Origin of the sequence: Nostoc sp. (genome assembly GCF_036918015.1) — a bacterium.
Taxonomy (GTDB): domain Bacteria; phylum Cyanobacteriota; class Cyanobacteriia; order Cyanobacteriales; family Nostocaceae; genus Nostoc.
On record NZ_JBALEO010000093.1, the window covers coordinates 158,774 to 184,376 of the forward strand.

Sequence of the window (25,603 nt, forward strand, 5' to 3'; positions counted from 1 at the left end):
AATGACATTTTTGTATAACAATAGCCATGAGAACGAGCATCTAATTTCTGAATTAGAAAATCAGAATGGTAACGCTCATATAGCAAATATTGCTAGTAGTGAAATATCTTTATTAAATGCGATCGCTCTAGAATTTAAAACTTGGCGGCGACAGTTAAAAGACATCGCAACTCACATGCGCCAAGCCCCAGACCTTGATACATTATTGAAAATTACTGTAGCACAAGTTAGAGAAAAGATTGGCTGCGATCGCGCCTTAATTTATCAGTTTACTTCGCGAGAATCAGGTAATGTTTTAGCCGAATCGAGAACACTAGGTTGGACACCAACTTTAGGCGAAAATATTCCTGGAATTATTTTTGGCTTATATACCAATCAAGACTATATAGAAGCTGTAGTTATTGACGATATCAATCAGATTCAACTTACCCCTTATCAAAAGCAACTGCTAGATAAATTTCAAATTAAAGCTAGTTTGAGTTTACCGATTGTAGTAGAAGGTAAAGTGTGGGGTTTATTAGTAGTCAATAATTGCTACTCAACGCGGCGGTGGCAAGAAGTAGAAATTAGCCTACTATCTCAACTGACAACAGAACTAATTTACAAATTACAGAGCTTTGAATTCCAAAAAGAACAGCAACAGCGGCTACTAGCAAAAAAATCGGTAGCTAAAGTCATCGACAAAATTTTGCGGATATCAAATGTCGATAAGCTTTTTCAAACAACCACTCAAGAAGTACGTCAATTACTAAAATGCGATCGCGTCGGTGTTTATCGCTTCAAACCTGACTGGAGTGGCGAGTTTGTATCTGAGTCAGTGGGTAACGGTTGGATAAAAATGGTCGGCCCTGATTTTTACATGGTCTGGGAAGATACCCACTTACAAGACACTCAAGGAGGACGTTATGCCAAGGGTGAAAGCTTTGTGGTCAATGACATTTATCAAATGGGCCATTCTCAATGTCATATTGACATTTTAGAGCAGTATGAAATGAAGGCTTACATCATTGCGCCCATATTTGCTGGAGAAAAATTATGGGGTTTGCTGGCAACTTATCAAAATTCTGGGCCTCGTGATTGGCAACCTTGGGAAGAAACCTTTGTAACTCAAATTGGATTGCAATTTGGTGTAGCTATCACACAAGGGGAATATCTCGAACAAGTGCAGATGAAATCTGAGCAACTAGCTCAAATCGTTGAACAAGAGAAAGTTTTCACTAAGATAGTCAACCGTATCAGACAATCTTCAGATGTAGAAAGCGTCTTTAAAACAACTACTCAAGAAGTGCGTCAATCACTACAATGCGATCGCGTCGCTGTTTATCGTTTTAACCCTGACTGGGGTGGTGAATTTGTGGCTGAGTCAGTGGTTACTGGTTGGACAAAACTGGTAGGCCCTGATATCAAAACCGTTTTGGATGATACCTACTTGCAAGAAACGAAGGGAGGTAGGTATGTCAGAGGTGAAAACTTTATCGTTAATAATATCTATGAAGTAGGATTAGCTCCCTGTCATATTGAGATTTTAGAGCAGTTTGAAGCCAAAGCTTACATAATTGTTCCGATATTTTTCGCGGATAAATTGTGGGGATTACTGGCAGCTTATCAAAATTCTAGCTCCCGTGAATGGCAAAGCTGGGAAGTGAACTTTTTGGTTCAGACTAGCTTGCAATTTAGTTTAGCTAAATCACAGATAGATTATTTGGAATTAGTGCGAGTCAAATCTGAGAAACTAGCTCAAATAGCAGAACAAGAGAAAGCTGTCACCAAGATCAGTAACCGCATCCGCCAATCTTTAGATGTAGAAGAAATCTTCAAAACAACGACTCAAGAAGTCAGGCAATTATTGCGATGCGATCGCGTTGCCGTATATCGCTTCAATCCTAACTGGAGTGGGGAATTTGTCGCAGAGTCAGCAGGTCATCTTTGGGTAAAACTGGTAGGCCCTGATATCAAAACCGTCTGGGAAGATACCCACTTACAAGAAACTCAAGGAGGTCGATATGCCCAAGGAGAAAACTTTGTTGTAAATGATATCTATCAAGTAGGTCATTCTCCTTGCCACATTGAAGTTTTAGAGCAATTTGAAGCCAAAGCTTATGTAATTGTTCCTGTATTTGCTGGGGAACAATTGTGGGGATTGCTGGCAGCTTATCAAAATTCGGGAACTCGTGATTGGGAAGAATCGGAAGTCACTTTGTTAGCACGTATTGGTAGCCAGTTAGGACTAGCATTACAACACACCGAATATTTGCAACAAGTACAAGCGCAGTCAGCAAAATTAGCAGAAGCCGCAACACGAGAAAAGGCAGCTAAGGAGTTACTACAACAACGATCAATTCAACTCTTAAAAGCCCTTAGACCCGCCCTTGACGGCGACTTAACAGTACGCGCACCGATTACAGAAGACGAGCTAGGCACGATCGCTGATGCTTACAATAATACTCTGCAAGCACTGCGGCAAATTGTTGTTCAAGTACAAGGAGCTGCTCAACAAGTTGCCCAAACTTCTAGCAATAGCGAGTCTTCACTAGCGGGACTGACTAATTTGGCACAACAACAATCTGAGGAGATTACCGCAGCCTTAGATGACATTCAAAAGATGGTGGACTCTACTCAAGCTGTAGTAGCGAATGCTGAGTTAGTACAACTAGCAGTGCAAAAAGCCAATCAAACTGTAGAGTCTGGCGATACTGCCATGAACCTGACTGTAAAAGCAATCCAAGGAATTCGTGAAACCGTTGCTCAAACCAGCAAAAAGATTAAACGCCTCAGCGAATCCTCGCAAAAAATCTCCAAAGTGGTGAATTTGATTGGTAATTTTGCCACACAGACAAACGTACTCGCTTTGAATGCAGCCATTGAAGCTACTCGTGCTGGTGAATATGGCAAAGGCTTTGCAGTTGTAGCTGATGAAGTCCGTTCTTTATCTCGCCAATCAGCAGCAGCAACCATCGAAATTGAAAAATTAGTTCAGGAAATTCAAGCAGAAACTGGGGAAGTTGCAGTAGCAATGGAAACTGGTATTCAGCAGGTAGTAGAAGGTACAAATCTTGTTAGTGACACTCGCCAAAACTTAAATGCGATCGTTTCTGCAACTGCCGAAATTAGTCAGCTAATAGAGCGAATTACCGCAGCGACTCAAAAACAAATGGCGCAATCTGTAACAGTCACTAAATCAATGCAAGATGTCGCAGAAATTGCCGATAAAACTTTTGCTGAATCTCAAGAAATTGCAACTGTGTTCCAAGATTTATCAGGAATGGCACAAGAGCTATTAACAACTGCTAGTAAGTTTAAAGTGAAATGAAAAATAGTTAGGAGTTAGGAGTTAAGAGTTTTTAGGTCAAAGCATTAATTATATAAGGCACTATGTTATTGGCAAATGTAAAATGCTTTGACCTTAATAACTTATAACTTTTTAGTTAAAGAGAGGAGAAGAGTAATTGGCAGAGAGTGTTATTCAACAGAAGAGTTTTAAATTTGCTTTATAAATTATTCACCTATATATCAAACTGCAAGAGCAACGTGAATATGTGCTTTCTAAGCAATTACTACGAAGTGGGACAAGTATTGGCGCGAATGTTGAAGAGGCTATATGATCACAGATAACGAAATCCGCGAACAAGGGTACATCTATTTTCTGGCTGAAGCCCCGGAATTAGTCCAAATTATTGAACAAGAACTATTTAGCTTATCGGAAGATTATAGCATTGCTAAAATTCACAATTTAATGCGGGCTACTCATACACTTAAAGGTGGTGCAGCTAACGTTGGGCTAGAATTAATTAAGACGATCGCCCATTTTTTAGAAGATGTATTTAATGCTTTATACAATCCAAAAGTAGTCGTAGATGCAGAATTACAAACACTTTTATTACAAGCTTATGAGTGTTTGAGCATAGCATTAAATACTGAACTAATAGGTAGTACTGTTAATGATGAAGAACTGCTTCACCGAGCGACTTCAGTGTTCGCACAATTGCAAGAAAATCTGGGTGATGCATTTGGTGCTGAATCTCATATTCCCACTTCTGAAGAATTGGGATTTGATATTGTGCAATCTGTTTTTGAAGTAGGAGTAGAACAACGTCTAAACAGTATTGCTGACTTTGTTAACAATCCACCAAATAATGACGAATTTATCGAGTTTTTACACTCTCAAGCTGAAGTATTTCTTGGCTTGGCAGAATCTCTAAATTTACCTGGATTGGGAGAAATTTCCCAAACGATTCTCTTAGCGCTGCAAGCAAATCCCAGCCAAGTACAGCAAATTGCAGAAATTGCCCTTGCAGATTTACAACAAGCAAAAAAATTAGTATTAGAAGGCGATCGCACATCTGGTGGAGAACCGTCTTCAGGTTTACAAAAACTCACAATAGTGGCAAATAATGAGTTATCTGAAGAATTGCCAAATAATTCATTTGCTGACACATTTATCATCGATGTAGAACAATTTTATCAATTTCTCACTACATCTGATAACAATAAAAATGAATCGGTAAAGCCAACAACTGCCAAATTCTATTTAAAAGTAATTCGCTACATTTTTGGCTGGTTTAATCACCAGATGCAAATACCAGAGACGGAACTAAATTTAACTTTACTAGTTCCCAGATTAGAAAGAAGAAGTCTGCTTAATTATATCGAAAACTGGCTGAAAGACTTTCTTGATTTTGTTCGCGATGAAGAAGATAGTCAAAGTCTTTGTATTTATCGACGTGGGATTATCTTAATCATTTTATTTGCAGTTGCAAAATTTCAATATTCTCTGAAAGCATCTGATAGCTACCTCTCAGGAATTAAAATATTACAAAACCAAATTCATAAATTAGCAAAAGAATATAAAAGTTATCCTCCTGTTACTAGTGAAGAGAAAAATTGGCTTGATAGTCTCAAGTTGCAAAAACTGTTAGTTATTAAAGAGATTGTATCTTCTCAATCAACTGATAACTTACTAGAAGCAATATGGGGAGAAGAAGCTAGGCAGAACCATGTTGTTGAAGTCGTGACAACCCAAGCTGATAATTCTTCAGAAAAGCTTGATTCATTAACTGTCAGCGAGCAAGTAGTTATAGACGTTCCGAAAACAGCTATTGAAGTCATCCCTGATATAGCTACACAAATCAACAAAGAAATAGACGATAAATCGGAGTATGTTCAAACTAAAAACTTTCGTCAACCTTCATTTATTCGGGTAGATACAGAGAGACTGCAACACCTCAATTATCTGGCAGGAGAATTGCTGATTTACCAAAAACGGCATAGTTTACAAAATGAACAGGTCAAAGAAATAATTGAGCAACTAGTACAGCAACTCACTAGACATCAAACAACTTTAAACGATTTACGCGATCTACCTTTACAAATACAAAATATTACCTCACAACAAACGCAAAGTTTTGCAGTGGATTTTGACTCTCTAGAAATGGATGTATATACAGAATTTAACATGACATTGCATGAAGCAATAGAAGAGACACTGCAACTACAAGAAACCACAGAGTCTCTCGATTTGCTTGTGACACAAGCTACTCAAATTAGTGATAAACAAGAGAATTTAACTCTTAATATTATAGATAGCTTAGTCGAAGCACGAATGTCGCCTTTAGGCAATATCCTGAATCGCTTCCCCCACATGGTAAATAAATTGGGGAATGTTCATGCCAAACTTGTAGAATTGAAACTTACTGGTAGTGAAGTACTAGTAGATAAAGCGATCGCAGAAAAGCTCTACGATCCCTTGTTACACTTAGTGCGTAATGCTTTTGACCACGGTATTGAAGCTCCGCAAGTTCGCCGAGAGCTTGGTAAACCAGAAGAAGGTTTAATCGAAATCTGCGCTTATCATCAGGGTAGCCAAACTATTATCGAAGTTCGTGATGATGGTCAAGGATTGAATTTAGATAGAATTCGCAGAAAAGCTGCTGAACTTTATCCCATACAAACTGAAGAAAAAACTAGAAACTATGCTTCTAGTCTGGCTGAACCTGAACTTTTAGATTTGATATTTTCGCCTGGATTTACTACTGCAAATAAAGTAAGTGAAATTTCTGGGCGTGGCATGGGTTTAGATATTGTGCGTACTCAGATGCACGCACTCAACGGCTCGATTTCAGTTCAATCCTTACCCAACCAAGGAACAATATTCATACTCAAAATTCCTTTTTCTATGACTACAGAAAAGTTAATGCTAGTTCAAGCCAAAGGTGTTGTTTATGGTCTGATGTTAGACAGTATCGAAAGAATATTGATTCCCTCCGAACAACAGATTAAAGAAATTGAAGGAAAAAAAGTCTTGTATTGGAATATAGACAATGATGAGACTATGGTCAGCCTTCGTCAACTTTCAAAATTGATTAATTATAATGGTTCATTCATTAATAATGAGACTGCATACAACACTTTAAATACTCATGACCCAAGTGTAGCGAAAAATCCGGTGCTTTTGCTACAGCGAAATCAGGGAAAGGTTGCTTTAGAAGTTGACCAAATAATCGGCGAACAAGAACTGGTAATCAGACCTTTAGGAAATGCGATCGCACCGCCAAAATACATTTATGGTTGTAGTAGTTTAGCCAATGGTAATCTCATCTTAGTAATTGATGCTTTGTTACTGGTAAAATCTAGCGAAATCCAACAAACAACACTTGATATCAGGGCGCTACCAGTAGCTTCTTCGTCAAATAAAAAAGCCTTGCCGATATCAGGGCATACTTTTTCATCTACACCATTACTTGCGGCATCGACTTCCACAACAACTATCGAAACCCAACCCAGTTATTCTCAAGAGCCAGATTATAAATCACCAAAAGTTGTTTTAGTAGTAGATGATGCAATTAGTCTCCGGCAAACCCTCTCTCTGACTCTCCAAAAATCTGGCTATCAAGTAATACAAGCTCAAAATGGTGTAGAAGCTCTAGAAAAATTGCAGTTACATCCTGAAATTAAAGTTGTCGTCTCCGATTTAGAGATGCCAAGAATGAATGGTTTTGAGTTGTTGAGCAATTTCCGCCAATACACAAATTTAGCAAAAATTCCTGTTGTGATTCTCACTTCTCGCAGCGCTGAAAAACATCGCCAGCTTGCCCAAGAATTGGGTGCAAAAGCTTACTTAACCAAGCCTTTTTTAGAGCATGAGTTTATCTCTAAAATTAAGGAGTTAATTAACAATAATACAAATGATTTAGATCATTTACTCATAGTGAAAAATAATTGATAATTTGTCATTACGAATTACGAACTTGTACTGAGCGCAGCCTCTCGTAGAGAAGTATAGGATTACTATTTGATTTTTGAACAACACATAGGGTGTGTTATCGCGAAGCGTAACGCACCATTTTCAAGGGTTTGGTGCGTTAGACTAAAGTCATAACGCACCCTACAAATACTTAATTTTTTTCAGAAATCAAACCGGATTCCTATATTACGAATTACGAATTATCAGGTAGATTATTTGGATCTACACCTAGAGAACGTAAATACTCGGCTAATTGTTCAGCCCTTTGCCGTTCTTGTTCAGCCCGCGATCGCTCTTGTTGTGCCTGTTCTGCATCTGTAAAATAGCGGTTTCCTTGCTCGTCATACCAACATAAAAACTCCTGTTGTATCCCACCAATTACAGCTTGGTGTCGCCCAATACCTAAACCCACCTCTGGCATCAAATAAGGTTCACCTATTTGTAACTGGTAGTTTCCATCGAGCAACTTATACACTTCAAAAGGTTGATGTTGGTCGCGTCGCCAAAACTCAGGGTTATAAATTACGTAGTACAATACACCAAGTTTTCTATATATATCTAGCTTTTCGTCGTATTCACCTCCTGGAGTATGGGATACCATTTCTAAGGTGAATATTGGAACTATCCCATTTTCTTCCCAAACCGCGTAACTTTTGCGTGATTTACCACCCTTTTTCCGTTCTACTCCCAGACTTAAAAAAGCATCTGGGACTACAGGTACTCTGGGATTTACTCCTGTGGTGTGATACACTCCCATATCTACTCCGAAGTACCAATCCATGCGATTTGCCCAAATGGAGTTAAGTAAGAAGAGTAAAATATTGGGCAAAAAGTTTTGATCTTCGTTATCCACTGGGGTATCGTCTGAACAGGGAAGTTCGTCGGTAGTTGGTAACGCATTTTTGAGATCGGGTGAGAGCATAACCGTTGTCTCGCTGGCGTTTGATGCCTTTATTATAAATGAGCCAACAAAAGTTTAGCGTTTGAGTGCAGGTTCGCCAAACTTAATTAAAAGTGCGATCGCAATACTAACAAACAAAATTAACGTCATACTCAAGGCTGAACCGAATCCCCAATTTTGGGTTGCTCCAAGAAACTGGTTATAAACTAACCGCGCCGCCGTCATACTAGAAGCACCACCGAGTAATTCTGGATCGACAAAATCCCCCAAGCCTGTGATGAATACAAGCATGGAAGCAGCCGCAATTCCCGAAAAAATTTGCGGTACGGTTACTTGGAAAAAAGTTTCCACCGGATTTGCACCTAAATCGGCCGCAGCTTCTAGCAACCGCTTATCTAGCTTTTCGAGAGAAGCATATAAAATCAAAACCATATAGGGTAATAAGCTGTAACTCATGCCAATTAATACAGCTTGACTATTGTTGAGTAATTCCCAAGTAGGCAAGCCTAAATTGCTGAATAAACTGTTCAATAAACCAGTAGGACGAAGAATTGTAATCCAAGCATAAGAACGGAGTAAGGAAGAAGTCCACAAAGGTAAGACAAAGCCTAATAGCAGTAAATTGCGCCAACGCTGCGGCGCTATCTGAGCAATCCAATAGGCGACGGGGAAGCCCAAAATTAAACAAATTACCGTAGTGCCAAAGGCAAAAAATAGCGATCGCCCAATTACTTGCACGTAAAGTGAGTCAAATATTCGGATGTAGTTTTTGAACCCGTTGGGATTGACCAAATCTCCCGGTCGGATGTCTGCAACTAAACTTAACTCGAAAATGATCAAAGATGGTAGCACCAACAAAAGTAATAACCAAATCGCAGATGGTGCCAGCAATACCATAGGTTGCAGCCAATTTCTGACGGGGTTCTGCAATTTTTCTATTTTAGAAATCTCATTTTTTTCCAAATTAATCACTCCTAACTCCTAACTCCTAACTCCTAACTCAATTAACTGCTAGTTAATTGAGTCCAATAACGATCGTAAACCTCTTCAAATTCTCTTACAGGTGTAACACGTTCACAATTTTTTAACAGTGACTCTGGTGGAAACAAATTAGTGTTGTTTTGGATTATTTTTGGCAATTGCTCAAATGCGGCGCTATTCGGCGTAGAAATATTTAGGCGTTGAGTGATTTGGGATGCTATTTCTGGTTGCAAAATCATGTTAATCCAAGCATAAGCTCCAGCTTGGTTGGGGGCTGTTTTGGGAATTACAATAGTGTCTGTCCATAATGAAGAACCACTGCGAGGAATCACATATTTGAGTTTAGGGTTTTCTTGAGAGATTTTCACCGCATCTGCTGAATAACACATTGCCAATAGTAAATCTCCTGCCAGAATTTGATTTTGCCAAGCGTCGGTGTCAAAACGGGCGATCGCAGGTTTTAGCACCTTCAATTTTTCATAAGCTTGTTTGATTTCTTGTTCATTTTTTGAGTTGTAAGAATAACCGAGCATTCGTAAGGTTGCACCCATAACTTCTCGAACATCATTGAGCAAGGTCATCCGCTGATTCAGTTGCTCTTGATTTTGCCAAAGATAATCCCAGTCTTGTGGTGCATCTTTAATTTTTTCGGAATTGTAAAGTAAACCTGTTGTCCCCCAATTAAAAGGGATACTATAGCGGTTCTTGGGGTCATAACTAGGATTTTGAAAACGGGGAAATAAATTCTCTAGACCGATTAAGCGATCGTGATTTATTTCTGTTAACAAGCCTTTGTCTACCATCTTCTGCACCATATAATCAGATGGGTTGATGATGCTGTAAGTGCCACCGCCTCCAGCTTGGAATTTAGCCAACATCACATCATTGGAATCATACACATCCGCTAGGACTTTCATGCCAGTTTGGGCGCTAAAAGTTTTCAGTAATTGATTGTCAGTATATTGTGTCCAGGTAAAGATATAAAGTTGGTCACGCTGACCATTCGTATTAGAATTAGCACGTACTTCTGCCAGCCTCCAGCCACAACCACCTAAAGATAAGCTAGAAAGTGCTGCCACCCCTTTTAAAAATTGGCGTCTGTTAGTCATTAAGTTAATAGTTAATCATCTTTTGTATTGTTGCCGATTGGTTCTAAATATGCCTTTAATTGGAGTGCCCATAGGTAGTTTAAAGATTAACTTAAGTGTATCTACCTGTGCAACTGTTAATAATTTACTCCTGTTAGCTAGTGTTAGGCATGGTTTTTAATCAAGCTTGAGTTATAAAAATTAACAAAGCGAGCGATCGCCAACCAAATTATCCAGGAAACTCAGTATGGCAAGCTGTACTGCACTTCTGTACTAGCAAAAATCACAGGGTTTGTCCTTACCTTACCAGTTAAAACTGTTACAGGAGTTTTGGATTCATAACTGTAAGGAGGAATCATACAAGTGTCTTATTGGCAAAACTTTCGCTCTCAGTGGCAGCGAGTTCGATATTATTTGATTTTTCTGACTGCCATCTGGTTGAGCTTAGGGGTTCCAGGTTGCAGTTTCTCCCCATCCAATTCTCAAACAGCTTCATCTCCAGGGCCTACCCAGATAAACCCGGCTGTACAACGTTTTGACGGTGTGACGATTAACGTCATTACCCAAAAAGGGGTGCTGGATGTTGCACTTAATCGGCATATCGGTAAGTTTGAATCTCTGACTGGTGCAAAGGTGAATATGGTAGCTTTTCCGTTTGGAGACCTCTACCAACAACTACAACAGGACTGGTCGAGCCGCACTCCTAAGTACGATATGGCAGTAATTCTTTCTAAATGGTTAATTGACTTTATCAATACCAACGATCTAGAAGATTTAACCAATCGGGTTCAGTCTGACTCGGCTTTGCAATGGCAGGATATTGCTCCCATTTTTCGAGATGTGAGTGCAAGGTATAAACAGCGCATTTACGCGATCCCGTTGGATGGTGATTTTCAGATGGTGTACTATCGCAGCGATCTCCTCAAAACCGCTGGATTAGAGCCTCCGACAACTTGGGACGATTATCTGGCGATCGCTAAACAGTTTCATGGCAAAGACTTAAATAATGATGGAGAATCCGATTACGGCTCTTGTATGGCAAAAGGCCCTCGCTTTGCCGGTTACTTGTTGTTTGCCTCAATTGCTAGTTCCTGGCTGCAATCTCAGGGAACAACACAAGGAATATTTTTTGATCTGGAAACCATGAAACCTTTGGTTCGCAATCCAGCGTTTGCTAAGGCGTTAAATATCTATAAAAAAACGATGGAGTATGGCCCGCCCAATGAAGCAAACTTGAGTCTGTTTGAAGAAAGACGATTGTTTACGAGTGGCAGATGCGCCTTGACCCTGGAATCGGGAGATATTGGCACATTAGCAATCAATCCGGCTACATCGAAAGTGATTGACAAAGTAGGCGCTGTTGTGACTCCGGGCAGCACTCAGGTACTCGATCGTCAAACAGGGAAATTAGTTGCTTGCGATAAGTTTAACTGTCCATATAGCATTGCTGGGGTTAATCATGCGCCTTTTACTGCCTTCGTGGGTTGGTCTGGTGTTGTCTATGCAAAGGCAGCACCAACAGTCAAGGATGCTGCATATTCGTTCCTTTCCTATATGAGTCAGCCTGCTCAGGCAAATGTGGATGTCACTATCGGCGAGACAGGTATCAACCCTTACCGGATTTCTCAATTTCAAACCATTGATTCTTGGCTCAAAGCAGGGATGTCGTCCGATGCTGCCAACAACTATTTAGGTGCGATCGGTGTCAGCCTGAATAGTCCAAACATGGTTTTGGATCTGAGGATTCCTCATAACCAGCAATATCAATTGGATGTCCTCGATGCTGTTCTCGCCGATTTCTTAGCAAGCAAACTGACGACACAGGAGGCAATGCAGGAGATTGAACAGGGATGGGAGCAGATTACCAACAAAGTGGGGCGTGAGTCTCAACACGCCGCTTACCGCGCTAGCCTTGGGCTAACCCCATAAGGGGGCAGTGGTAGATAAAAAAGCTTAACGATCGCTCGTCAGATTGTCAAATCAACCCACAGTGGAAAATTAAAGCCAATTATATACCGATTACAACTATGAAAAATAGAATGTCTCATTGGCGGAGCTTTTGCTCCCACTTTCAGGTAGTTCGATATGGTCTGATTTTCTTGGCTGCCCTCTGGTTGAGCTTAGGAGTTCCAGGTTGCAGTTTTTACCCACCCAATTCTCAAACAGCTTCATCTCCTGGGCCTACCCAGACCAACGCGACTGCACAACGCTTTGACGGTGTGACGATTAACGTCATTACCCATGATGAAGCAATTTATACGGGGACTAAGCGACATATTGCTGAATTTGAATCGCTAACTGGAGCGAAGGTCAATCTAACGGGTATTCCCTTTAAAAATCTTTACACCATATTGGAAAAGAACTGGTCTGGTAACAATTCAAAGTACGATATAGCGGTTATCTTGCCTCAATGGTTGATTGACTTTATCAACGCTGGCTATCTGGAAGATTTAACTGCACGAGTAAAGACTGATGCTGCTTTGCGGTGGGATGATATCGCTCCGATCTTTCGGAATGTCAGTGCGACTTATAAAGGGCGCACCTACAGTATTCCATTGGATGGCGATTTTCACATGGTTTATTACCGCAGCGATCTGTTAAAGGAAGTTGGTTTAACGCCTCCAGAAACGTGGGATCAGTATTTGGCGATCGCTAAACGGTTTCACGGTAAAGACCTCAATGGCGATGGTAAAGCAGACTATGGCTCTTGTGTTTCAAAGCGTGCTCATGAAAATAGCACAAGTATGTTGATATCTATTGCTACTCCTTTTTTGCAATCTCAGGGAACAGTACAAGGGGCATTTTTTGATCCAGATACGATGAAACCCCTAGTAAACAATCCAGCTTTTGCCAAAGCACTGGATATTTACAAAAAAACGATGGATTATGGAGTTCCCCAGGATGAAAATCTGGGTGGTTCTAAAGCTAGAGAATTATTTATCACTGGCAGGTGCGCTCTGACTATTGATTGGGGCGATGTCGGGCCTCTAGCTATAGATTTGTCTGTGTCTAAAGTGATGGATAAAGTCGGTGCTGTCATCACTCCAGGTACTACTCAAGTCCTCGATCGCAAGACCAACAAATTGGTCGCCTGTGATAAGTTTACCTGTCCTTATGCTATTGATGGTGTCAATCACGCGCCCTACGCAGCCAATGTCGGTTGGACTGGTGTGATTCATGCCAAGGTAGCACCGAGGGTGCAGGATGCCGCATATGCGTTTCTCTCCTATATGAGTCAACCTACTCAGTCCAATGTAGATGTAACCATTGGTACAACTGGCTTCAATCCCTACCGAATTTCGCAATTTGAAAACTCAGATCCCTGGATTAAAGCAGGACTGTCGTCCGAAGCTGCCAACAACTATCTTGGAGCAATTGGGGTAAGCCTGAACAGCCCCAACATAGTTTTGAATTTGAGCATTCCCCATAATCAGGAATATCAATTTGAAGTCCTTGATGCGGCTGTATCTGATTTTTTAGCGAACAAACTTACCACAGAGAAAACAATGCAGCAAATTGAACAGGGATGGGAGCAGATTACTAACACAGTTGGGCGTGAGTCTCAACGCGCCGCTTACCGCGCCAGCCTTGGGCTATGATATCATGCCCGCTTGATTACTTACTAAACCCCAAGAACCCCACCCCGCCCGAAGAGCGGGCAGGGTGGTTTCATACAACCAGAGAAAAACTAAAACTGGGTTTCAAAGCCTCTCGACCTTTCGGGGAGAGGTTTGGAGAGGGGTAAAAAGCCATGCTACAAAACAAGAAATCAAGGCTATGTATTTTTCTTATTTCGTATGAAACCACCCTACCTCTTTTTCAACCCAACTGTTCATTTCACAAATGAAGTGGGCATCTTAAAAATAATTGAGTAAAAATGATCTCGAATATGATTTGTAATACACTGCCAATATCAGTAGCTTGAGACTGTAAAAGGAGCCACGCTAGTGCGAAATTGGAACCTCAGCACAAAAATTATTGCTTCCTATTCAGTGCTAATCGCAGTAATGGCTGGAACAATAGCTTCGGGGATGTACTGGCAGTTGTACTCTAGTCAACGGCAAGCAATCCGTAATCGTCTTTTGGCGGTTGTCAGTCTAGCTGTTCCACAAATCGATAGCGATTATCACGGATTGATTGTTAAACCAAGCGATCGCACCTCAGCCTTTTACAAAATTAATCAAGATAGACTTGTAGCAATTCAAGCAACCAGTAAAGATATTAAGCGTATTTATACGGTACGCCAACAACCAAATAAAAAATTTGTCTATGTCTTAAACTACGACCCTACCGATCAAGGCAAAGGTGTATTGATTGGCATGGATTACACAAAGTCATTAGATGATTTGTATGCAGCCATTGCCCACAATGCACCGTTTGTTGAGCAGGAATTTCACCAAACGGCAAATGGTGAAACCATTCTTTACGGCTATGCCCCAATTACCAATCTCCAGGGGCGGGTAAATGGATTCTTGGTGGTTGAACTGGACGCAAGTTCTGTAGTTCGCCAGGAATATTCGGTAGCCGGATTTGCTCTGATAAATTTTTTCGCTGTGTTGTTAGTAACTGTAGTTTTAGTGCGTTGGCTATCGCGATCGCTGGTAGTGCTACCTATTTTACAACTCAATAGCGCTGCCAAGCAATTAGAAACGGGGAATTGGAATGCTACTCTACCAAGCAATCGCACCGATGAGCTTGGAGAACTCTCCGTATCTTTTAACAGCATGGCCAAACAGTTGCAAACCTCCTTTGCCACCTTAGAACAAAAGGTAGAAGAACGGACATTACAACTAGCAGAAGCAAAAGAAAAAGCCGATACTGCAAACCTTGCCAAGAGTGAGTTTCTTGCTAACATGAGCCATGAACTGCGAACTCCGCTCAATGGCATCCTGGGCTATGCCCAAATTCTCCAAAATGGTGAACCCTTAACAGAACGAGCTAAAAAAGGTGTAGATATCATCTATCAGTGCGGCAATCATTTGCTTAATCTGATTAATGATATCCTTGACCTCGCCAAAATCGAAGCCCGCAAGTTGGAATTATATCCTGACGATGCTTATTTCCCGGCACTTTTAGAAGGCATTGCGGAGATGATGCGCGTGCGTGCGAGTCAAAAAGGAATTTCCTTTACCTATCAACCTGATTCTAATTTACCTGTTGGCATTACAGTCGATGAAAAACGCCTCCGCCAAGTGTTGATTAACTTATTGGGCAATGCGATTAAGTTTACTGACGAAGGCGGAGTTACATTTCGCGTTAAAACTCACAAACTGGAAACTGCAACCTATCAAATTCGCTTTGAGGTTGAAGATACAGGTGTCGGGATATCGCCAATCGGACTTACAAAAATCTTCCAACCCTTTGAACAAGTGGGTGATGTGAAGAAACAAGGAGAAGGTACTGGATTAGGACTAGCAATCAGTCTGCAAATCGTTTCTCTGATGGGTAGCACCCTAAATGTGGACAGCCAACTTGGACAAGGTAGCACCTTCTGGTTTGAGGTTGAACTTCCCGAAGCTCAAGAATGGGCAGCAAGTCTGCGAACAACTAAGCAAGGGAAGATTATCGGATTTGAAGGCAGCAAGCGCCAGCTATTGGTAGTCGACGATCGTTGGGAGAATCGGTCAGTTTTGGTCAGTTTACTGGAACCTTTGGGTTTTGCAGTGATTGCCGTCAGCAACGGTAAAGAAGGATTGGACAAGGCACAGGAGATTCATCCTGACCTGATTATTACAGACTTGATGATGCCAGAAATGGATGGCTACGAGATGTTGCGACATTTGCGACAGATTCCTGAGTTGCAGAATATTCCAGCGATCGCTTCTTCAGCTAGTGTATTTGAAAGTAATCAAAATGAGAGTATCGCAGCCGGAGCCGATGCGTTTTTACCCAAGCCTGTAGAAGCCTCAGCGCTGCTGAAGTTGTTGGAAAAATATCTGAATCTAAAATGGATTTATGAGCAAAACTCCATTGCTGTGGAGCCGATGAAAGCCAACTCAGAGGCAATATCTTCATCCACTCCAGATGAGATCGTTCCCCCAAGCGAGGAGGTTTTGTCGCAGTTGCACACATTGGCGTTGCAGGGACGCTTGATGGCGATCGAGCAACAGCTAAAAACTTTGGAAAAAACAGATGAGCGATACCAACCATTTGTTAAAGCAGTACGTGAGTATGCAGATAATTTCCAGACTGAAAAAATCCGAACATTCATTGAACAATATCTTCCGCAATCAAAGGGGATAGGGATTAGGGACTAGGGACTAGAAAAGAATTCTTGCAATCCCAATCCCAATCCCAATCCCAATCCCAATCCCCAATCCCAATCCCAATCCCCAATCCCCATTTTTCCTATGACAGTATTCTCTACAAATTCCATTACATTTAACAGTCCCGTTACCAACCAGTTTGACAATGGCATTATCCTGATTGTCGATGATGTGCCAAATAACTTGAAGGTGCTTTCAGATACCTTAGCCAATGCTGGTTTTGAAGTTGCGATCGCCACTAGTGGTGAAAGTGCGCTACAGCAATTAGAACATACTCCAGTCTCTTTGATTTTACTGGATGTGATGATGCCGGGGATGGATGGCTTTGAAACCTGTCAGCACATCAAAGCCAATGCAAAAACCCGAAATATTCCCATTATCTTTATCACAGCCCTTTCGGAATCGGTGAATAAAGTCACAGGTTTTGAACTAGGAGCCGTTGACTACATTACCAAACCGTTTCAACAAGGTGAAGTGTTAGCGCGGGTGCGATCGCACTTAAAGCTTAACCACTTGAGTCAGTCTCTTGAAACCAGAAATACAGAACTGCAACAACTCACCCAGCAACTAGAGCAACGAGTTACTGAACGAACCCAGGAACTATTTGGATCGATTGAAACCCTCAAACAAACTCAACAATTGATGCGCTTAGTATTTGATACTATTCCCCACTGGGTAGGTTGGAAAGATATCAATTCAGTTTATTTGGGCTGTAATCAAAGTTTGGCTAATGCACTAAATTTAAGTTCACCTGATGAAATTGTGGGTAAAAATGACTATGATTTACTGATAAGCAAAGAAGAATCCGATTGGTATCGTGTGTGCGATCGCCGCGTTATGGAATCTGGTAAAGCAGAACTCCACATAATTGAACAATGGCAACGGGCGGATGGTCAGCAAATTTGGTTAGATACGAGCAAGATACCTTTACGCGATGCCAAGGGAAATGTGTTCGGCATTTTATTGGTGACAGAAGACATTACTGAACGTCAACTGGCACAAGAAGAACTCAAACAACAAAAACAAAATCTAGAACAAGCACTAACAGAACTTCAAGGCACTCAAGTGCAATTGGTGCAAAGTGAAAAAATGTCGGCGCTGGGAAACCTTGTAGCGGGGGTAGCGCATGAAATTAATAACCCTGTTGGCTTCCTGGGCGGCAATATTCAACCAGCTTTAGATTATATCAAGGATATATTTGGCTTAATTGATTTATATCAACAGGAATATTCTCCTCCCAGTGGAGTAATTCAAGATGAAATCGAAGCAATTGACCTCGATTACATCCGCGAAGATTTACCGAAGTTAGTGGGTTCTATGCAAGAAGGTGTGAAGCGAATTCGAGATATTAGTACTTCTCTACGAACCTTCTCTCGTGCTGATAGCGATCGCCCCGTTGCTTGCAATATTCATGATGGCATCGACAGCACCATTTTGATTCTCAAACATCGTCTCAAATCCTCAGAAACCCGCCCCGAAATTCAAGTTATCAAAGAATATGGTCAGCTACCATTAGTAGAATGCTTTGCTGGGCAGTTGAATCAGGTGTTTATGAATATTTTAGCGAATGCTATTGATGCTTTGGAAGAGTCAAATATTGGACGCGCTTTTGAAGATATAAAAGCTCATCCTAATCTTATTACAATTATTACTCAAGTTAGTGAAAATAAGCAAAAAGTAATTATTAAGATTAAAGATAATGGTAAGGGAATGAATGAACAAATAAAATCAAAAGTATTTGACCATTTATTTACGACCAAAGCCGTTGGTAAAGGCACAGGGTTAGGATTAGCGATCGCTCGTCAAATCGTTGAAGAAACCCACGGTGGAAGATTGAGTTTTAACTCAGTTCTCGGTGAAGGTACGGAGTTTATTCTTGAGATATCAGTGTAATTTTGGCTCGTTTAGTAAACAATTTCAAGCATCTGGGAATACTAAATCTGGAAACCTTAAAGATTTAGTAGTATGGTTAGCACTCTTGTCAATATTCCTGGATACAAGGTTAGCGAAGAACTCTACAATGGTTCTAGAACCATTGTTTATCGAGGGTATCGAGAGACTGACTCATTACCTGTAGTTATCAAACTGCTGAAAAATCCTCATCCCACTTTCAGCGAACTCTTGTCGTTTCGGAATCAGTACACCATAGCTAAAAATCTTAACTCACCGCTAATCGTCCAAACTTATAGCCTGGAACCCTACCAAAATGGCTATGCGCTGGTGATGGAAGACTTTGGGGGGATTTCCCTCAAGGAATGGGGAATCAAGGGAAGGGGAAAATCTCTACAGGAGTTTTTAGAAATTGCGATCGCACTGTGTAATACCTTAGATATATTATATCACGAACGGATTATTCACAAAGACATTAAACCTAGCAATATTCTCATTAATCCCGAAACCAAACAAGTTAAATTAATTGACTTTAGTATTGCATCTTTACTACCACGGGAAACCCAAACGCTAGTCAATCCCAATATCTTAGAAGGAACACTCGCTTATATTTCCCCAGAACAAACAGGAAGAATGAATCGGGGGATTGACTACCGAACTGATTTTTATTCTTTGGGTGTGACATTTTACGAGTTACTTACAGGAAATTTACCTTTTGCATCAAATGAGCCAATGGAATTGGTGCATTGTCATATTGCGAAACTTCCACCACTTTTAAGAAATAGAGAAGATATTCCCCAAGTTATTTGTGATATTGTGATGAAATTGATGGCAAAAAATGCCGAAGATCGATATCAAAGTGCTTTGGGACTGAAGTTTGATTTAGAAAATTGTTTACATCAGCTACAAGTTGATAGGGAAATTCCGAGTTTTGAAATTGCTCGTAGGGATGTGTGCGATCGCTTCATCATTCCTGATAAACTTTATGGAAGAGAAACCGAAATATTAACTTTACTCCAAGCCTTTGAGAGAGTCAGCCTTGGTGCAACAGAAATGATGCTGGTAGCAGGTTTTTCGGGAATTGGAAAAACTGCGGTTGTCAACGAAGTTCATAAACCGATTGTTCGCCAACGCGGTTATTTTATCAAGGGCAAATACGACCAATTTCAACGGAATATTCCCTTCAGTGCATTTGTACAAGCATTCCGGGATTTAATGGGGCAATTATTAACAGAAAGTGATGCACAGATTCAGGAATGGAAAAGCAAGATTTTAGATGCTGTTGGAGAGAATGGACAGGTAATTATTGAAGTCATCCCCGAATTATCAAGAATTATTGGCGAACAACCACCCGCCATAGAATTATCAGGAACGGCGGCACAAAATAGATTTAATTTATTATTTCAACAATTTACCCAAGTTTTCACCCGTGTTGAACATCCATTAGTGATGTTTTTAGATGATTTGCAATGGGCAGATTCGGCATCATTGAAGTTAATGCAGCTATTAATGGCTGATACAGGTCATCTTTTATTAATTGGTGCATACCGTGATAATGAAGTCAATCTAGGACATCCATTGATGTTGGCTTTGAGTGAAATCAAAAAAAACAAAACGACTATTAATACAATTACCTTAGCACCACTGAGTCAACTCAAAGTGAATCAGTTAGTTGGTGACACACTTAAATGTACAGAAACTTCGGCATGGACTCTTTCTCAATTAATCTATCAGAAAACTCAAGGAAATCCATTTTTTGCAATCCAGTTTCTCAAAGCATTGCATCAAGAAAATCTGATTCAATTTGATATTGAGTTAGGCTGTTGGCAATGTGACATTACCCAAGTGATGACTGAAGCCGTTACAGATGATGTTGTTGCCTTTATGGGTTTTCAATTGCGAAAACTAGCGCTATCAACTCAACAGGTGTTACAGCTAGCTGCTTGTATTGGGAATCAGTTTGATTTAGCAAGTTTGGCAATTGTTTCTAAACAATCTCAAATCGAAACGGCTGCGGCTTTGTGGAAAGGATTACAAGAAGGATTGATTTTACCGAACGGTGATGTTTATAAATTTTATCAACAAGAGTCATTAGTCACTTGTACTGAGCGTAGTCGAAGTATTAGTCATCTGTCATTAGTAGATAGTCAAAAACAAATGACCAATGACATAGACGCCCTAGCGGCTTCCCGCAGGGTAGGACAAATGACAGTTTCTTATAAATTTTTACACGATCGCGTCCAACAAGCCGCTTATTCTCTGATTCCCGATGACCAAAAACAACTGACGCACTTAAAAATTGGGCAATTGCTTTTAAGTGTAATGAGCGAGACGGAAAAAGAGGAAAAAATCTTTGAGATTGTCAATCAATTAAATAAAGGAGCCGATTTAATTGTTGCAGAAACTGAACGTGAGGAATTAGCAAAGTTAAATCTAGTTGCTGCCCAAAGAGCTAAATCTGCAACCGCTTACGTCGCAGCAATTGAATACGCCACTAAAGGTATACAACTTCTCCCAACAAGTTGTTGGCAGCAATGCTATGAACTAACGTTATCTCTGCATGATTTAGCCGCAGAAGTAGCCTGTCTAAGTGGTGATTTTAGGCAAATGGAGCAGATAGTTGACGAAGTAGTGCAAAATGCCCGTCAATTACTAGACAAAGTGAAAGTCTATGAAGTAAGAATTTTGGCCGAGGTGGCCCAGAGTCAACAGCCCAAAGCGATTAAAACCGCTCTTTCGACTTTGGAATTATTTGGAGTATTGTTTCCAAAGCAGCCGACTGACGCAGATATTACTGAAAGTTTGCAACAGACTCAGGATGTATTAAAAGGAAAACATTTAGAAGATTTCTTGGAACTGCCGGAAATGACAGACCTCCAAGCCTTGGCAGCGATCCGAATTTTAGCGGCGGTGACAGCAGCAATCTATCAAGCGGTTCCAGAATTACTGCCATTAATCGTGTGTAAGCAGATTAGGTTATCAGTGGAATACGGTAATGCTGCGGTATCAGCACAGGCTTATGCTTGGTATGGAGTAATTTTGTGTGGTGTTGGAGAAATAGATTTAGGCGATCGCATTGGTGAACTGGCAATGGGACTACTATCACGCTTCCAAAGCAGAGAATTTAAAGCCAGCACGATTAACATGGTTTATCCCTTCGTGAAGCCTTGGAAACATCATATTCAAAATTCACTCGCTCCTTTACTCGACGGATACCACAGCGGTCTGGAAATGGGTACTTTAGAGTATGCTGCCTACTGTGCCTACAATTACTGTTCGCTTTCCTTTTTTCTCGGAAAAGATTTGTCAATCCTAGAACCAGAGATGAAGGTTTACAATCAGGCATTGGCTCAACTCAAGCAGGAAGTTGCTCATAATTATCTGAGAGTCTTTTACCAATCCGTTTTAAATTTACTCGCCCAGAGCAAGTGTCCTTGGGAAATTCAAGGTGTAATCTATGACGAACAAATCATGTTGCCTTTGCATCAGAAGGCAAACGATCTTTATGCAATGGGAACACTGTATATCAATAAATTAATTCTTTGTTACTTGTTTAATGAGTGGGAACAAGCTATCAAAGTCGCGGCTGATGCCAAACAATATTTAAGTGGAGTATCCGGCTGTTTTATGGTGCCGGTGTTTCACTTTTACGATTCATTGACTCATCTGGCGATGTTACCCAACGCCCAAGGTAAGGAATGTCTGCCCCAGCAAGTTGTTGACAACCAGAAGAAGCTGGAACAATGGGCAAACCACGCACCCACAAACCATTTACACAAATTTTATTTGGTTGAAGCAGAGCAGTATCGGGTATTGGGGCAGATGTATGAAGCAATGGATTACTACGATCGCGCGATCGCCTCTGCCAAAGCAAATGCATATATCCAAGAAGAAGCCCTAGCGAATGAACTTGCTGGCAAATTTTACCTCAACTGGGGGAAAGAAAAAGTCGCCCAAGCATATATGCAAGAAGCATATTACTGTTACGCACGTTGGGGGGCAAAAGCCAAGGTTGCCGATCTGGAAAGACGCTATCCGCAACTGCTAGCCCCTATCCTCCACCAAACCCATTCTCCTTTCTCCACTAACGAAACAATCTTCTCGTTAGCAAGTGTTACACCCACGAATTCCGACACTACCCACAGTAGCAGTGCCTCTGTTGCTTTAGATTTAGCTGCTATTCTCAAAGCCTCTCACACTCTTTCCGGCGAAATCGAATTTGAAAAACTGCTTTCATCGTTGCTTGAAATCGTCATTGAAAATGCTGGGGCTGATAAATGCGTGTTCATGCTGTTGCGAAACGATTCGCTAGGCGATGCCAAAGGTGAGCGCCTGCTAATTAAAGGGTCAATTACCTTGGGGATGCAGCCAGTTGTATTGCAGCGCCTTCCCGTTGAGGAAAGTCAAGACATTCCCCTGAAACTGATTTACAAAGTGAAGCACGATAGGCAGACTGCTGTGATACTTGATGCAAGCACCGATCCGATCTTAGCTAACGACCCGTATATCATGCGTCAGCAGCCGAAAAGTATCTTGTGTAGCCCGATTTTGCATCAAGGTAAGTTGATGGGCATTTTATATCTAGAAAATCATTTAGCAACGGGGGCGTTTACTAGCGATCGCGTTGAACTCCTGAATTTACTTTGCGCTCAAGCCGCGATTTCTTTAGAAAATGCCCGACTTTATGAGCGATCGCTAGAATATGCTCAACAACTAGAGCGATCGCTTGAGGAGTTAAGCGCCGCCCAGTCTGTCTTGCAATCATCCCAGCAACGACTCCAGCTATTGGTTCAGCAAACTCCATTAGCAGTTATAGAGTGGGATACCAATTATCAAGTTACTGACTGGAACCCAGCCGCAGAAAGAATCTTTGGCTACAGCAAACAAGAGGCTTTGGGTTGTGGATTCAAATTCATCATTCCTGAAATAATTCAAGCAGAAATGGAGCGAGTCAGCGTCGAAATTAAATCGCAGGAGGGCGGCAATTACAGTATCAATGAAAATGTGACAAAGGATGGTAAAATTATCATTTGTGCTTGGTATAACAATCCGCTTGTAAGTGCAGATGGCGAGTTAATCGGAGTTGCTTCCCTAGCAGATGATATTACAGAACAGCAAACTGCGCTACGCGAACGCAAAGTTGCCGAAGTCCAACTTCAAGAAAAAGCACAAGAGCTAGAAACTGCTTTACAAAATCTGCAACAAGCACAATTACAAATGGTGCAAACTGAGAAAATGTCTGCACTAGGTAACTTAGTTGCTGGTGTAGCTCACGAAATGAATAATCCCCTTGGTTTTATTGCTGCTAGTCTCAAACAAGCGAAACCTACTATTGCTGAGATTGTTGAACATCTCAGACTATATCAAGAAAGTTTACCCAATAAAAGCGATAAAATCGAAGAACACGCCGAAGAAATCGACTTGGATTACAGCTTAGAAGACTTACCCAAGATGATTGATTCTATGTCTATGGCGTGTGACAGGCTAAAGAACATCAGCACCAGTTTGAGAACTTTCTCTCGTGCCGATCAAGACTACAAAGTACCTTTCAATATCCACCAAGGCATTGATAGCACTATTCTCATTCTCAAACATCGTCTTAAGGCCAATGAACAACGTCCGGCGATTCAAGTTGTTGCAAACTACGGTAATTTACCTCAAGTAGAATGTTTCCCCGGTCAATTAAATCAGGTATTTATGAATCTTCTCGCAAATGCTATTGATGCATTAGATGAATCTAATTATGGACTCAGCTTTGAAGAAATTAAAGCCAATCCTAACTGCATTACAATTACAACTTCAGTCGAAAATAATCTCGTTAAAGTTGCCATTCGGGATAATGGTAAGGGAATTAACGAACAAGTTAAACAAAAAATATTTGACCATTTATTTACGACAAAAGCGGTTGGTAAAGGTACAGGGTTGGGGTTGGCGATCGCTCGTCAAATTGTTGAAGAAACCCACGGTGGAAAATTAAGTTTTAACTCGGTTATAGGTGAGGGGACAGAATTTATGATTGAAATTCCGGTATAATAGGCTCTTTTTGATAAACAGCTTTAGATATCTGGGAATACTAAATCTGGAAGTTTCACAGATTTAGCAGTATGGTTAGCACAACAGTTAATATTCCTGGATATCGCATCTATGATTTACTCTACAATGGTTCGAGAACCCTAGTTTATCGCGGGTATCGAGAGAGTGACTCATTACCTGTAGTGATTAAACTACTAAAAAATCCTTATCCGAGTTTCAACGAACTCTTGTCGTTTCGCAATCAGTACACCATTGCCAAAAATCTCAACTCACCACTAATTGTCCAAACCTATAGCCTCCAAGCCTATCAGAATGGCTATGCGTTGGTGATGGAAGACTTTGGGGGGATTTCTCTGAAAAATTATTTCACCTCTGAACAGGGGCGATATATCGCGTCTGGTGAAGAGTTTTTACGGATTGCGATCGCACTTTGCAATGCCTTAGATATATTGTATCGCGAGCGGATTATTCATAAAGATATCAAACCTGCCAATATTTTAATTAACCCAGAAACCAAACAAGTTAAATTAATTGATTTTAGTATTGCATCTTTACTACCACGAGAAACCCAAACCCTAATCAATCCCAATGTCTTAGAAGGGACACTAGCTTATATTTCCCCAGAACAAACAGGAAGAATGAATCGGGGGATTGACTACCGGACTGATTTTTATTCTTTAGGTGTGACTTTCTACGAATTACTTACAGGAAAGTTACCTTTTGCGTCAAACGATCCAATGGAGTTGGTGCATTGTCATATTGCTAAAATGCCTATGGCATTAGAGAACAGGTTCACCCTGAGCGGAGCCGAAGGGGAAGAGATTCCGCAAGTACTCTCAGATATCGTCATGAAATTGATGGCAAAAAATGCGGAAGACAGATATCAAAGTGCATTGGGTTTGAAATTTGATTTAGAAAATTGTTTACATCAGCTACAAGTTGATGGTATAATTGGGGATTTTGAAATTGCTCGTAGGGATGTGTGCGATCGCTTCATCATCCCTGATAAACTTTATGGCAGAGAAACCGAGGTATCAACTCTACTGGAAGCCTTTGAAAGAGTCAGCCTTGGTGCAACAGAAATGATGCTGGTAGCTGGGTTTTCAGGCATTGGGAAAACTGCGGTTGTCAACGAAGTTCATAAACCGATTGTTAGACAACGTGGTTATTTTATCAAAGGGAAATATGACCAATTTCAACGCAA

11 protein-coding genes and 2 pseudogenes are annotated in these 25,603 nt (G+C 40.8%); 10 read left to right on the top strand and 3 right to left on the bottom strand.

Annotation, left to right across the window (positions count from 1 at the left end):
- Window position 1: 1 nt before the first annotated feature.
- The 3 genes from V7K61_RS29565 to V7K61_RS29570 all read left to right on the top strand — a co-directional run bounded on the left by V7K61_RS29565 (window position 2) and on the right by V7K61_RS29570 (window position 7,219).
- The gene (locus V7K61_RS29565) at window positions 2–3,310 is read left to right on the top strand and encodes a GAF domain-containing protein (protein WP_335059083.1); all 3,309 of its coding nucleotides are present in this window, start codon (window positions 2–4) and stop codon (window positions 3,308–3,310) included.
- Window positions 3,311–3,497: 187 nt separating this feature from the next.
- A complete protein-coding gene (locus tag V7K61_RS34255) occupies window positions 3,498–3,602 on the top strand; it encodes a four helix bundle protein (RefSeq protein ID WP_442936382.1) in 105 nt (34 codons plus the stop codon).
- Window positions 3,599–7,219 (top strand): hybrid sensor histidine kinase/response regulator, encoded by a 3,621-nt coding sequence (locus tag V7K61_RS29570; protein WP_335059085.1) that lies wholly within the window; start codon window positions 3,599–3,601, stop codon window positions 7,217–7,219. Before V7K61_RS34255 ends, V7K61_RS29570 begins: the two co-directional genes overlap by 4 nt.
- Window positions 7,220–7,433: 214 nt before the next feature.
- On the opposite strand, the gene V7K61_RS29575 is transcribed toward V7K61_RS29570, so the two are convergent.
- From V7K61_RS29575 to V7K61_RS29585, 3 genes are read right to left on the bottom strand one after another with little or no spacing between them, the layout of a single operon-like run.
- On the bottom strand, window positions 7,434–8,162 hold the full coding sequence (locus V7K61_RS29575; RefSeq protein WP_322664535.1) for a Uma2 family endonuclease: 729 nt from the start codon (window positions 8,160–8,162) through the stop codon (window positions 7,434–7,436).
- A 54-nt stretch (window positions 8,163–8,216) separates the two neighbouring features.
- A complete protein-coding gene (locus V7K61_RS29580) occupies window positions 8,217–9,110 on the bottom strand; it encodes an ABC transporter permease (protein ID WP_335059110.1) in 894 nt (297 codons plus the stop codon).
- A 35-nt stretch (window positions 9,111–9,145) separates the two neighbouring features.
- The gene (locus V7K61_RS29585; protein ID WP_335059089.1) at window positions 9,146–10,231 is read right to left on the bottom strand and encodes an ABC transporter substrate-binding protein; all 1,086 of its coding nucleotides are present in this window, start codon (window positions 10,229–10,231) and stop codon (window positions 9,146–9,148) included.
- A gap of 342 nt (window positions 10,232–10,573) precedes the next feature.
- Here V7K61_RS29585 and V7K61_RS29590 point away from each other — a divergent pair, with 342 nt between their 5' ends.
- The 7 genes and pseudogenes from V7K61_RS29590 to V7K61_RS29615 all read left to right on the top strand — a co-directional run.
- Complete coding sequence (locus tag V7K61_RS29590) at window positions 10,574–12,139, top strand: ABC transporter substrate-binding protein (RefSeq protein WP_335059091.1); 1,566 nt, start codon at window positions 10,574–10,576, stop codon at window positions 12,137–12,139.
- Between the two features lie 110 nt (window positions 12,140–12,249).
- Window positions 12,250–13,809 (top strand): ABC transporter substrate-binding protein, encoded by a 1,560-nt coding sequence (locus tag V7K61_RS29595; RefSeq protein WP_335059093.1) that lies wholly within the window; start codon window positions 12,250–12,252, stop codon window positions 13,807–13,809.
- A gap of 408 nt (window positions 13,810–14,217) precedes the next feature.
- Entirely contained in the window at window positions 14,218–16,467 is a 2,250-nt protein-coding gene (locus tag V7K61_RS29600; protein WP_335059095.1) for an ATP-binding protein, read from the top strand.
- Window positions 16,468–16,560: 93 nt separating this feature from the next.
- Window positions 16,561–16,956 (top strand): annotated as a pseudogene (locus tag V7K61_RS34260) (response regulator); the annotation flags it as partial.
- 36 nt (window positions 16,957–16,992) lie between these two features.
- Window positions 16,993–18,369, top strand: a pseudogene (locus V7K61_RS29605) (sensor histidine kinase); the annotation flags it as partial.
- Window positions 18,370–18,441: 72 nt separating this feature from the next.
- Window positions 18,442–24,399, top strand: coding sequence for a trifunctional serine/threonine-protein kinase/ATP-binding protein/sensor histidine kinase (locus V7K61_RS29610; RefSeq protein WP_335059097.1), 5,958 nt, complete (start codon window positions 18,442–18,444; stop codon window positions 24,397–24,399).
- Between the two features lie 71 nt (window positions 24,400–24,470).
- The coding region (locus V7K61_RS29615; protein ID WP_335059099.1) for a protein kinase domain-containing protein at window positions 24,471–25,603 on the top strand (1,133 nt) is incomplete at its 3' end.

Bases quoted from the DNA above. Each gene is read 5' to 3' on its own strand.
- V7K61_RS29565 (WP_335059083.1), top strand. From the start codon at position 2: ATGACATTTTTGTATAACAATAGCCATGAGAACGAGCATCTAATTTCT.
- V7K61_RS29570 (WP_335059085.1), top strand. From the start codon at position 3,599: ATGATCACAGATAACGAAATCCGCGAACAAGGGTACATCTATTTTCTG.
- V7K61_RS29575 (WP_322664535.1), bottom strand. From the start codon at position 8,162: ATGCTCTCACCCGATCTCAAAAATGCGTTACCAACTACCGACGAACTT.
- V7K61_RS29585 (WP_335059089.1), bottom strand. From the start codon at position 10,231: ATGACTAACAGACGCCAATTTTTAAAAGGGGTGGCAGCACTTTCTAGC.
- V7K61_RS29595 (WP_335059093.1), top strand. From the start codon at position 12,250: ATGTCTCATTGGCGGAGCTTTTGCTCCCACTTTCAGGTAGTTCGATAT.
- V7K61_RS29600 (WP_335059095.1), top strand. From the start codon at position 14,218: ATGGCTGGAACAATAGCTTCGGGGATGTACTGGCAGTTGTACTCTAGT.
- V7K61_RS29610 (WP_335059097.1), top strand. From the start codon at position 18,442: ATGGTTAGCACTCTTGTCAATATTCCTGGATACAAGGTTAGCGAAGAA.